The organism is Mycobacteriales bacterium, from assembly GCA_036497565.1.
GTDB lineage: Bacteria > Actinomycetota > Actinomycetes > Mycobacteriales > QHCD01 > DASXJE01.
This window is the reverse complement of the sequence record DASXJE010000047.1, coordinates 1-10,853: the sequence shown is the minus strand read 5'-3', so window position 1 is coordinate 10,853 and position 10,853 is coordinate 1. Positions and strand designations below refer to the sequence as shown.

Genomic DNA, 10,853 nt, shown 5'->3' with positions numbered 1-10,853 from the left:
CGTCACCGTCGCCGCCACCACCCTGGCCGGGATCGACGACCAACCCGGCGAACTCGCCGGCTACGGCCCCGTCACCGCCCAGGTCGCCCGCGGCCTCGCCGAGCGCGGCACCTGGCGACGCCTGCTCACCGACCCGGCCGGCCGGCTGCTGAACTACGGCACCACCACCTACCGGGCCCCCACCGACCTCACCCGCCACCTACACGCCCGCGACCGCGTCTGCGGCTTCCCAGGCTGCAACATTCCAGCCCACCGCTGCGACCTCGACCACACCACCCCCTACCCGAAAGGCCCCACCAACGCAGCCAACATGGGCGCCCTGTGCCGCCGCCACCACCGCGCCAAACACCACGCCGGCTGGACCCTCACCCGCACCCCCGACGGCACCCCCACCTGGACCAGCCCCGCCGGAAAGACCTACCGCGTCTTGCCCCCCCGGTACGACTGACCAGTCGGTGGCCGCGAGCGGCACGATCATGCTCGGAGGCTGACCTGTGTCGCGGGCGGTACGTCGACCCGCAAAGATGACCTTGTGCCCGTAGTGACCGATGACGATGTCCCGGCGTACTGGCGCTCGCTCGGGCTACCGGGGCTCATCGACATCCACGTGCACTTCCTTCCGCCGCAAGTGATGGCCAAGGTCTGGGCCTACTTCGACGACGCCGAGCGGCACTACGGCATCGCCTGGCCGGTCGCCTACCGCGGCGACGACGACGACCGGCTCGCGCGGTTGCGGGCGTTGGGCGTGCGCGCTTTCCCTGCTCTGGCTTACGCGCACAAGCCCGGGATGGCGGCCTGGCTCAATGACTGGACCCGCGACTTCGCCCGGCGTACCCCGGACTGCGTGCCGTCGCTGACGATGTTTCCGGAGCCGGGTGTGCTCGACTACGTCGGCCGGGCTCTCGACGACGGCGCCCGGGTCGCCAAGGTGCACCTTCAGGTCGGCGGCTTCGATCCACGCGACCCACAGCTCGACCCGGCGTGGGGTCTACTCGCCGAGGCCGGCATCCCGGTCGTCACGCACTGCGGGAGCGGTCCGCTACCCGGGCGGTTCACCGGGCGGGCGGCGATCGGCGAGGTGCTGCGACGGCACCCGACGCTGCGCCTGGTCATCGCCCATTTCGGCATCCCCGAGTACGCCGACTTCGTCGAACTCGCCGAGAGCTACCCCCGGGTGTTCCTCGATACGACGATGGCCTTCACCGACTTCATGCAGCAACGCGCCCCGGTGCCACCCGAGGTCGTGCTGCGGTTGCCGGCGCTGCAGGACCGCGTAGTACTCGGCAGCGACTTTCCCAACATCCCCTACCCCTACGCCGAGCAGATCGACGCGCTGGACCGGCTCGGGCTCGGTCCGGAATGGCTGCGTGCCGTCCTCTGGGAAAACGGGGCGCGTCTGCTCGGCATCGACGGCTGAGCTACCGCCGACGGATTAGCCATGACGCCGCACCGATCAGCAGCACACCGGCGCCGCTGATCACCGCGATCGCCGGCAGGCTCACGGCGAGCACCCCGCACCCGACCACACCGAGCACCGGCAGCCATCGTGGCGGCCGGTGCTCGGCGGCTGACAGCGTCATTGCCGACGCGTTCGCGATCCCGTAGTAGACCAGAACGCCGAAGGAAGAGAAGCCGATCGCCCCGCGTACGTCGACGGTTGCGACCAGCACAACGACCACTAGCCCGACCGCCAGCTCCGCCCGGTGCGGTACACCGAAGCGTGGATGGACCGCGTCGAGGCCGCGGGGCAAGTGCCCGTCGCGCGACATCGCGAACACCGTGCGCGACACACCGAGAACCAGGGCGAGCAGCGATCCCACCGAGGCGACGGCGCCCCCGACCTGGACGACCGGAGCGAGCCCCTGCAGGCTCCCCGCTTCCGTCGCGACCACCAGCGGAGCACTGGCTCCGGCCAACCTCTCGGCGCCGACCGCCAGCAACGCGGCGATCGCGACCACGGCGTACACCACCAGCGTGATGCCCAGCGCCACCGGGATGGCTCGCGGAATGGTGCGCTCCGGTTCGCGCACCTCCTCGCCGAGGGTCGCGATACGCGCGTAGCCGGCGAAGGCGAAGAAGAGCAACCCGGCGGACTGCAGGATGCCGTGCGCACCGCCCCCGGGGAATGGCGACAGATGGTCCGACGTGGCCGTTCCACCGCCGAGGCAGGCGACGACGACCACGGTCAGCGCCACCAGCGTGATCGCCACGATCACCCTGGTCAGCCAGGCGGACTTCTGCACACCCCGGTAGTTCACCGCTGTCACCGCGATGACCACCGCGACGGCGACGAGTCGCGAATGCGCCGGGGCCACGTAACCGCCGAAGGTCAACGCCATCGCGGCGCAGCTCGCCGTCTTCCCGACGATGAAGCCCCAGCCGGCCAGGTGTCCCCAGAAGTCTCCGAGCCGCCTCCGTCCGTAGACGTAGGTGCCGCCGGACTCCGGATACAGCGCCGCCAGTCGGGCAGAGGAGGTGGCGTTGCAGTAGGCCACGATCGCCGCCGCACCGAGACCGATCAGCAACCCGGACCCGGCGGCCGCCGCGGCCGGTCCATACGCCGCGAAGACGCCCGCACCGATCATCGCGCCGAGACCGATCACCACGGCGTCGAAGAGCCCTAGCCGGCGGGCCAGCCTCGTCGGAGTCGGCGGTCCTGCGGGAGTCATGCGCGCGCCCGAGGTCGCGCGCTCAGCGACGCCAGACCGGCGTCTTCGCGCCCGGGTCCGGCAGCGGGCGGGTCGATTCCCAGATCCGCCGCCACGACGCGGCCGGCGGTCCGGTGGGCAGCGCCAGCTTTCCGTCCGAGGCGGCGCGCATCGCGCCCCACCACCCGAGGTCCTCCTCAGCCCACAGCTGCGTCACCGCGGAAGACAGCCGTCCGCTGAACACCGGCGCCGCCTCGCCCGCGTTGGGCGTCAGCGGCCGTCCGATGTGGACGGCGATCCGCGGACGTCCCGGCCGCGGCCAGTTGCGGCCGCGGGGCATCGCCGCATACGCGCCCCGGATCGCCACCGGCACCGCCGGAATCCCGTGCTGGCAGCACAATTGGGCCGTACCGAGCCGGAACGACCGCATCCACCCGTCCTGCGAGCGGGTGCCTTCGGGAAAGAGCAGCACGCTCCAGCCGTCACCGATCAGTTGGGGTGCGAGGCTCTTCAGCCGCCGGCTGCCCATTCGCTCCACCGGAAAGGCGTTGAAGACGAGCCCCGACAGGCTGGCCCGCCACCGCGCGTCGAAGAAGTAGTCGGCCGCCGCGCCCACCGCCATCCGGCGGGTCAGCTGCGGCGGCAGCGCACCCAGGATCACCGGCGCGTCGAGATGGCTCGCGTGATTCGCGATCACGATGACCGGGCCGGTGATGCCGTCGAGACGGTCTGCGCCGTAGACCACGGGCTTGGTCTGCGACCACACCATCGGCCGCATCACCCCGCGCTGCAGGCCTTCGCGGGCGATCCGCGCAGGTCGACTGCGGGCCCACGACGTCGGGAACTCCTGCGGCCCGCGGGCCGGCGCCCACGGCTCGGCCGACCGCGGCGTGCGGGACCGGCCCCGCCAGTCGCGGCCACGTGACACCAGCCGCATCTCGTCGATCAGACCCATTGCGACCTCACCGTACGTCGGCCATCGTCAGCGGCGGACTGTGCAGGTAGGAGATCGACGGGCTGCGCCCGACCGTGTCACTGGCCATCTCCAGCGCGTCCGCGAGTGTCGACGCACTGCGGAACCCCAGCCGCGACGCGGACCGCCGGTCGGCCCCGACGCAGATGACGTCGCCGAGGTGCTCCAGGCCGTGCGCTCCCCAGTACCACATGTAGAAGGGGTGTACTCCGTGATAGGCGTAGCTGTTGCGGTAGAGGTGCCGGTACCACTCGTCGTTGGCGAACTGCTGCTCGTACTTCGCCTCGATCGTCGCCGGATCGGTGGTCTCGGCGAGCACCTCTTCGAAGAAGTCGATGTAGCTCGGGTGATGGACCGGGTGGAACTCCTGCTGCATCGGGTGGTAGAGGATCAGCGCACCACCCTCGCGCACCAACGGCCGCCCGCGGTACATGTTGAAGTAGTAACCGAGCCCCAGGCACATCACGAGGATCGGGTTCATGATCGAGTTGACGTTGTAGGGGCAGATGTAGGGCAGCCCGAAGACCAGTACGTCGGACTGTCCGTCCACCTCCGTCAACTGCTGGCGATGCACGTTGGCCAGCGTGTGCGGATGCACCTCCTGCGGTGTCCCCGCGTGCACGCCGGTCACGCCGTACGCCGCCTCCGTGCTGTGCCAGATCCGCCGCCGGATCTTGCTGGGCGCCAGGTCGTTGGCCCGCTTCACCGCGAGATAGGACGCCTGGTCGCGCAACGACCACTCCCACTCCCGCTTGTTCAGGAAGCCCAGCTGCGACGGGAAGGTGTCGTTGTTCAGCGTCGTCTCGACCGTGAAGATCTTGACGTGCTGCGCGAGCACCTCACCCATCCGGTCGTAGGAGTGGTGCATCGCGGAGTTCGGCGGGTCGTTGAACGACGTCGAGTGCTTCATCGTCGTGACGTTGTGGTGATGCTTCAGGCTCTTGTACGACGCCAGCCCCACCCCGACCGACTTGTTGCCGCCGTTCATCGCCACGAGGTTGACGTTGACGTAGACCAGCAGGTCGCTCTCGGCCGCGCGGCGGTTGATCTCCACGTCCTCGCCCTGCCGCGTCTGCCCGAGATCCAGCAGGTTGGCGCGGTCCTCCGCGTCGTGATTGCCCAGGTGGTCGGGGAAGAACGACGCGAAAACGCGGTCTCCAACGACGTGCTTGAGCTCGGCCGGGGTCATCCGCCGGTGCAGCGCGTTGGAGGCGACCAGTTCGACGTCGTCGACGCCGTGGGCGGCGGCCAACTCCAGCACCGCCTCGATGATCCGGGCCCGAACGTCGGGGGAGCGCATCGGCGGCAAGGGGACCGACAGGTCGTCGAAGACGACGGTCAGCTTCATGCCGGCGCGCAGCAGTTCGGGCAGCGGCTCGATGCCGTGCGGGTGGAGCAATGCGTCATTGATCGCGGCATCGACGTCGCGGATCGCCGGCAGCGAGTCCGGCGGATAGACGACCCGCGTGCCGAGCGGGAACTGCTCGAGGCGGATGCCCTCGCCGGCGTGCACGAGGAGCGGCGGGGTCCGTTCGTCGACCTCGAGGACGAATCCTGGTCTGCTCACTGGTCGTTCGTCTCCTGTCAGTCCCGTGCCGGGTCGAAGGCCACTTTGACGCTGCCCAGCCGGCCCGCGGCGAGAGCGTGACCGACCGCCTCCCGCCACTGGGACAGGGGGTAGACGGCGTCGACGTAACCGTCGAGCGGTGCATGTGCGATCAGGTCGAGGGCGTCGGCGAAGTCGCCCTGGCGGTCGCCCGCCCCGCCACCGCTGTCGGAGGCGTAGGAGCCGATGACGGACAGCTCGCGGTACCACACCGGCGTGAGGTCCACGCTTGACGACGGCATCCCGGACAGGACCACCGTGCCACCCGCCCGCACCAGCCGCAGTGCGGAGTCCAGACCCGAGCCGCCGGTGCACTCCATCGCCACGTCGACGCCGCCGAGCAGGAATTCGGCGCCCCGCTCCGGTGTCTGCAGCGATCCGCCGGTGGCCCGCCGCAGGACTCGCGCCGCCTTGCGGGGCTCGATCACGTCGGTGGCGCCGAGCTTGCGGGCTCGTTCGGCCTGATGACGGTGCTTGGCGATCACGTAGACCTGCCCGGGCGAGGCGAACTCGCGCAGCGCGAGCAGGGTCAGCAGCCCCACCGTGCCGGCGCCGACGATCACCACCGACGCACCGTCGGGCACCGCCGCCCGGCGCACGGTGTGTACGGCGCAGGCGAGCGGCTCGACGAGTACGGCCCGCTCGTTGGTCACCCCCTCCGGCACGCCGTGCAACTGCCGGGTGTGGGCGACGACCATGCCGCCCCAGCCGCCGCCGGTGTCACCGCAGAAACCGGTCTGCAGACCGGCGGACACGACGCCGCCGGTGACGTGGTCGCAGCGGTCCTCGTGCGCAGCCGCGCAGCCGGCACACATGTCGACGTCGCGGGTGGCGCAGGAGAGCACCGGGTCGAGCACCACCCGCTGCCCGGACGAGAGGCCGTCGACGTCGTCGAGCAGCCGGCCCACGATCTCGTGGCCCGGTACGAACGGCATCGACACCACGGGGGACAGGTACGGCGAGGAGCGGCCGGTGAGCAGCGCCAGGTCCGAGCCGCAGATCCCGGAGAGCAGCGGCCGGACCCGGGCCCATTGCGGTCCGGGCCGGCGCGGATCGGCGCGGTTGACCAGCCGCAGCGGCGCGAGGGAGCCCGACATCGAGTTGCCGATCGCGCCGCTGACCCGCGCGCTCGCGCCCCGCGCGGCGAGATACCGCATGGGGGAGCGGTGGTACTCGACGGCGGTGATCATCGCTGGACCTCGAGCATGGTCTCGATCGGGCCGCGGGTGTGCGCGCCCCAGTTCTCGATCCGCCAGTGCCGGCTCTTGGCGTGCCGGAACAGCCGCGGGTCGGGGTTGACCGCGACCGGGTGGCCCACGGCCTCGAGCAGCGGCCGGTCGGAGAAGCTGTCGCCGTAGGCGTAGCTCTTGGACAGGTCGGCGTCGTGGTCGGCGGCGTGGCGGCGTAGCCACGCGGCCCGCGCCTCGCCGACCAGCGGCGGCAGCTCCAGGAAGCCGGTGAAGCGGCCGTCTTTGACCTGCAGCCGGCTTGCCACCACGACATCGAACAACGAGTGCATCGGCTCGACCAGTTGCTCGAGCGTCCCGGTGATCAGCACGGTCTTGTGCCCGACCGCGCGGTGCTTGCGGACCTGTCGCAGCGCGTCGGGCGCGGCCCGGCGCAGCAGCAGGTCGGTCAGCTGTTCGTCGACCAGCCGCCGGAACTCGGCCTCCGACGCCCCGGCGTAGCGGCGCAGGAAGGTCCGCAGGAAGTCGCCGCGGTCGCGCCGTTCGGCGGCCAGGTAGCGGGGGAGCGCCCGCACGACCGAGGCCAGCTCGCCCGGCCAGGTCGAGGTCGGCCGCTCGGCCAGCCGCGCCCACAGGTAGGACTCGATCACGTTGGACGCGAGCAGGGTGCCCTCGAGATCGAAGACGGCGAGCACGCCCTGCTCTCCCGACGGCATCGGTTTCGCCGGGGTCGGCGTACGCCGGACGCTCACCGGCCGCCGCAGCGCCGCGGTCACGGCCGGGAAGTGCACGTCCCGCATGTAGTAGCGCCAGTCGATGGCCGCCGAGTCGAAGCCCTCCGTCGCCTGTCGCTCCGGCGGCTGCGCGCGGTGCAGCGCCAGCAACCGGTCGTCGGAGTAGATGACCTCGATCTCGGTGTAGGTGCCGTAGAGGTCGGCGTAACGGCGGAGAAACTCCAGCTGCCGCTTCTGCCGGTGGGTCTTGGTCATCCAGTCGCGGGTGCGCTCGGACGCCGGCAGGTGCAGCAGCGCCTTCTCCGCGGTGTCGACGGCGCGTTCGCCGGCCCGCATCAGCCGGTCGACCTGACGCGAGCCGGGGAAGGTCCACTGCGGCACCCGCACCGTGCCCCGGCCGGCCTCGGGCAGCGGGTGCTCGGTGAAGTAGGCCAGCACATGGTCATACATCTGCCCGAAGGTCATCGGGTTCCGCGACCCGGATCCCACGTGGTAGTACGCCGGATCGCCTGGCTGGGGCGGGTTTTCGGCGACCGCGATGAGGGCGTTGGTGACGATGTCGACCGGGACGATGTCGAGGATCCCGTCGTGCGCGCCGGGGAACTCCGGCAGGATGCCGCGGCCGTAGGCGAGGATCAGCGGCTCGGCCATCTTGAAGCCGTCGATCCACCCCGGGAACGGGTGCTCGAGCGCGCTCTCCACGATCGCCGGCCGGACGATCGACAGCGGTACGCCGGTGTTCAGCTCCTCGGCCGCCCGCTCGCCGAGCGCCTTGGTGAAGGTGTAGACGTCGGGCCAGCCGACGCTCTTGGCCCGCATCCGGCCGTAGTCAACCAGCCGCTCGTCGACCCAGCTGCGGCGCAGCGCCTCGGCAGCAGCGGCGGTCGTCTGCGGCCCGGCCTTGCCGTGCTCGCGGCCGGCGTCGTCCAACGCCTTGCGCAGGACCTCGGGCCGCCGCGAGGACCGTTCGACCTCGGCGCGAGCACCGAGCGCCGCGTCGAGTTCGACACGCCAGTCGACGGTGTGGTCGAGGCTGGCCTCGGGGACCACGCCCTTGCGGGCGCCGGCGACGTAGGCGGTCGACACGTGAACCACGTGCGGGTGGCTCGGGCATCTGGCCACGGCGTCGTACAGCGCGGTGACTCCGCCGACGTTGGTGCGGAACGCCTCGTCGACCGGCGGGTCGAAGCTCACCGTGGACGCGCAGTGGATGACCGTGTCGATGTCGGCGGGCAGTTCCGGGATGCCGGCGGTGACGTCGCCCTCGATCGCGTGCACCCGGCGGTCGAACACCGCCCGGGCCCCGTCCTCGCCGACCTGCTCCCGCCACGTGCGGAAGACCGGCTTGCGCATCAGCGACCGGCAGCGGTCGGCCGCAGCGGTCGTGCCCCGGCGGCGGATGAGCACCGAGATCTCGGTGTCGGGGTGGTCGGCGAGCAGCCGTTCGAGCACCGCCTGCCCGAGGAAACCGGTCGCCCCCGTCAGCAGGACGTGACGCAGCACGGTCACGTCGTCCGCCACGTCGCGCCTCCCGATTGCCTGTCGTCCGACGCTACATCCAAGCAGCTATGCCTGAGCACGTCGCGGACGGTGTACGGGGATCCGCACATAGTGCACATTGCCGCCGCAGTGGGGCTACTCATCGGCCGCCGGCCACGTCGAGCACCGTGCCGGTGACGTACGACGCCTGGTCGGAGGCCAGCCACAGGATCGCCTCGGCGACCTCCTCGGGCTGACCACCCCGACCCAGCGGGACCGTGGATTGCAGCTGCTCCACGCGGCCGGGCTCTCCACCGGAGGCGTGGATGTCGGTGAAGATCAGGCCGGGCCGTACGGCCGTGACCCGGATCCCTTCGTCGGCCACCTCGGCGGCGAGGCCGATCGTCAGCGTGTCGACGGCCGCCTTGGCCGCGGCGTAGTCGACGTACTGCCTGGCGCCGCCCAGCACGGCCGCCCGCGACGAGACGTTGACGATGGAGCCGCCGGACCCGCCGAGCCGGGTGGACATGCGGCGTACCGCCTCCCGGGCGCACAGGAAGGCGCCGAGCACGTTGACCGCGAACATCTGCTCGATCCGCGCCGCGTCGAGATCCGCGACCCGCGTCTTCGGGCCGACGATGCCGGCGTTGTTGACCAGGACCGCGGGCGCCCCCAGTGCGTCTTCGGCGGTGGCGAAGAGCCGCAGCACGTCCTGCTCGGCGGCGACGTCGGCCTGCACGGCCAGCGCCCGTACCCCCTGGGCCGCACAGTCCTTGACGACCGCTTCTGCGGCATCTGGCCGGTTCGCGTAGCTAAGGCAGACGTCGTACCCGCGGGCGGCCGCCAGCCGGGCCGTCGCCGCGCCGATTCCGCGGCTACCGCCGGTGACGAGGAGAGCAGTCATGCCGCCGATCCTCCCGTATGGGGGATCGAGCCCGGATTGTGGGATGATCCTGCATCCGTACCCCGTTACTCTGGGGTAGCACACCGACGAGGGGGTGAATGGTCTCGACTCCGGACGTCGAGACAAGGGAAGCGGGCCGAGGAAGGCGACAATGATCTCGTTAACCACGTGTCGCAAAAAAATCAAGCGCCGACAACAGTCGCGCTGACTTCGCTCTCGCTGCCTAAGCGAGAAGCGGGTCTGTCAGACCGGGTTTGCCTTCGGCTCGGACCCTGGCATCAGTAAGAGGGCTTACCGGCGACATCGGCCGCGGAGGTCGCCGGGACACCAAACAGCGGCTGGGCCCGTCACACCGGCTTGTTCGCGAGATCGGTGGGGCCGAGTAGAGGCATAGCGGACTGCGCCCGGAGAAGCCTTGTCGAGTCGCCGGAGGACGCGGGTTCGATTCCCGCCACCTCCACCGAGACGACTGCACGGAGCACGGCCGGTCGAGCTGCGGCTCGGCCCCGTGCTCCGTGGCAGGATGGCGCCGGTGACGACCCTCACGTTCGCCCCTGAGCCTCCGGACGGCGACCTGGCGGCCGATCTGCTCGGGCGGTACTTCCGGGAGCTGGACTCCCGCTTCCCCGACGGCTTCGACGCCGCGCGCACCGTCGCCGCACCGAGCGCCGAACTCGTCCCGCCGTACGGCACGTTTCTCATCGCCCGCCTCGACGGGCGCCCGGTCGGCTGCGGTGCTGTCCGCCTCCTCGACGACGTCACCGCGGAGATCAAACGCATGTGGATCGACCCGGCCGCCCGCGGGCATGGCGTCGGCCGGGGGATGCTTGCCGCCCTCGAAGGCGCGGCACGCAGCCTCGGCGCGAAGACGGCGCGACTCGACACCAGCGCCCATCTCGCCGAGGCCATCGGGCTCTACCGGTCCGCCGGCTTCGTCGAGATCCCGGCCTACAACGACAACGAGTACGCCGCCCACTGGCTGGAGAAACCGCTCGGCTGACGACACGCAGACAATAGGGCGCCGCCACGCATGTGGATCAGCGTGGCGGCGCCCTTTTGGAAACGGTCCGTACGGCTACTTCGCGCCGAGGTACGCGGCGTTCGGTGTGCCGATGCCCGTCACGTCGTCCCAACCCTTGGTGACCATCAGACTCGAGTCCTGATCGAACGTGCGGACCGAGTAGAGGATCCCATCACTGGCGTCGAGGCCGTTGACGAAGTCCGGGCGGACGTTGCCGCCACCCGTCTGCTTCGGCAGGACGTCGGTGAACTGCTTGCTCCCGGCGAGCTTGTAGAGCGCCGGGTTGGCAAAACCGAGCCGG

At 70.8% G+C, this 10,853-nt stretch carries 10 protein-coding genes and 1 other RNA gene; 4 read left to right on the top strand and 7 right to left on the bottom strand.

The window, feature by feature from the left end; translation table 11 throughout:
* Together VGH85_04580 and VGH85_04575 are read left to right on the top strand one after the other, a co-directional pair.
* The coding region (locus tag VGH85_04580) for an HNH endonuclease signature motif containing protein (protein ID HEY2173068.1) at positions 1–448 on the top strand (448 nt) is incomplete at its 5' end.
* Between the two features lie 93 nt (positions 449–541).
* On the top strand, positions 542–1,417 hold the full coding sequence (locus VGH85_04575) for an amidohydrolase family protein (GenBank protein ID HEY2173067.1): 876 nt from the start codon (positions 542–544) through the stop codon (positions 1,415–1,417).
* Between the two features lies 1 nt (position 1,418).
* On the opposite strand, the gene VGH85_04570 is transcribed toward VGH85_04575, so the two are convergent.
* The 6 genes from VGH85_04570 to VGH85_04545 form a co-directional block, all read right to left on the bottom strand.
* A complete protein-coding gene (locus tag VGH85_04570) occupies positions 1,419–2,669 on the bottom strand; it encodes an amino acid permease (protein ID HEY2173066.1) in 1,251 nt (416 codons plus the stop codon).
* Between the two features lie 22 nt (positions 2,670–2,691).
* Positions 2,692–3,603 carry a lysophospholipid acyltransferase family protein gene (locus VGH85_04565; protein HEY2173065.1) on the bottom strand — a complete coding sequence of 304 codons (912 nt, stop codon included), beginning with the start codon at positions 3,601–3,603 and terminating at the stop codon, positions 2,692–2,694.
* A gap of 7 nt (positions 3,604–3,610) precedes the next feature.
* Positions 3,611–5,188, bottom strand: a complete 1,578-nt coding sequence (locus VGH85_04560) for a lactate racemase domain-containing protein (GenBank protein ID HEY2173064.1) — start codon at positions 5,186–5,188, stop codon at positions 3,611–3,613.
* A 17-nt stretch (positions 5,189–5,205) separates the two neighbouring features.
* A complete protein-coding gene (locus tag VGH85_04555) occupies positions 5,206–6,417 on the bottom strand; it encodes a zinc-binding dehydrogenase (protein ID HEY2173063.1) in 1,212 nt (403 codons plus the stop codon).
* Positions 6,414–8,669, bottom strand: coding sequence for an HAD-IB family hydrolase (locus tag VGH85_04550; GenBank protein ID HEY2173062.1), 2,256 nt, complete (start codon positions 8,667–8,669; stop codon positions 6,414–6,416). Before VGH85_04550 ends, VGH85_04555 begins: the two co-directional genes overlap by 4 nt.
* A 118-nt stretch (positions 8,670–8,787) precedes the next feature.
* Positions 8,788–9,531: an SDR family oxidoreductase gene (locus tag VGH85_04545; protein HEY2173061.1), complete on the bottom strand. Its 744-nt coding sequence runs from the start codon at positions 9,529–9,531 to the stop codon at positions 8,788–8,790.
* Between the two features lie 90 nt (positions 9,532–9,621).
* On the opposite strand from VGH85_04545, the gene ssrA reads away from it, so the two are divergent.
* Positions 9,622–9,994: a transfer-messenger RNA gene (ssrA, locus tag VGH85_04540) on the top strand.
* A 69-nt stretch (positions 9,995–10,063) separates the two neighbouring features.
* The gene (locus tag VGH85_04535; protein ID HEY2173060.1) at positions 10,064–10,531 is read left to right on the top strand and encodes a GNAT family N-acetyltransferase; all 468 of its coding nucleotides are present in this window, start codon (positions 10,064–10,066) and stop codon (positions 10,529–10,531) included.
* Between the two features lie 75 nt (positions 10,532–10,606).
* On the opposite strand, the gene VGH85_04530 is transcribed toward VGH85_04535, so the two are convergent.
* On the bottom strand, positions 10,607–10,853 hold a 247-nt coding region (locus VGH85_04530; GenBank protein HEY2173059.1), incomplete at its 5' end, for a hypothetical protein.

Excerpts from the sequence above, each read along its gene's own strand:
- VGH85_04570 (HEY2173066.1), bottom strand. The coding sequence starts at position 2,669 with ATGACTCCCGCAGGACCGCCGACTCCGACGAGGCTGGCCCGCCGGCTA.
- VGH85_04565 (HEY2173065.1), bottom strand. The coding sequence starts at position 3,603 with ATGGGTCTGATCGACGAGATGCGGCTGGTGTCACGTGGCCGCGACTGG.
- VGH85_04555 (HEY2173063.1), bottom strand. The coding sequence starts at position 6,417 with ATGATCACCGCCGTCGAGTACCACCGCTCCCCCATGCGGTATCTCGCC.
- VGH85_04545 (HEY2173061.1), bottom strand. The coding sequence starts at position 9,531 with ATGACTGCTCTCCTCGTCACCGGCGGTAGCCGCGGAATCGGCGCGGCG.